This window comes from Vogesella perlucida (assembly GCF_979366545.1).
Map to the genome: position 1 here is coordinate 1 of NZ_CEETRO010000038.1, position 546 is coordinate 546.

1 rRNA gene is annotated in these 546 nt (G+C 53.7%); it reads right to left on the bottom strand.

The window, feature by feature from the left end:
• Positions 1-546 (bottom strand): 23S ribosomal RNA (locus ACZ9XP_RS17785); the annotation flags it as partial.

Here is a 546-nt window from a genome sequence, read left to right on the forward strand (position 1 = left end):
GTCCTACACCAACAGAGGCACACCTTCTCCCGAAGTTACGGTGTCAATTTGCCGAGTTCCTTCTCCTGAGTTCTCTCAAGCGCCTTAGAATTCTCATCCTGCCCACCTGTGTCGGTTTGCGGTACGGTTCTTATGCAGCTGAAGCTTAGTGGCTTTTCCTGGAAGCGTGGTATCAGTTACTTCAGGTCCGTAGACCCTCGTCATCACCTCTCGGCCTTAAGGTGCAGCGGATTTGCCTACCGCACCAGCCTACCGGCTTAAACGACCTATTCCAACAGGCCGCTAACCTAACCTTCTCCGTCCCCACATCGCACTGCATAAAAGTACGGGAATATTAACCCGTTTCCCATCGACTACGCTTTTCAGCCTCGCCTTAGGGGCCGACTCACCCTACGCCGATGAACGTTGCGTAGGAAACCTTGGGCTTTCGGCGAGCGGGCTTTTCACCCGCTTTATCGCTACTCATGTCAGCATTCGCACTTCTGATATCTCCAGCAGGGTTTACACCACCACCTTCACAGACCTACAGAACGCTCCCCTACCACG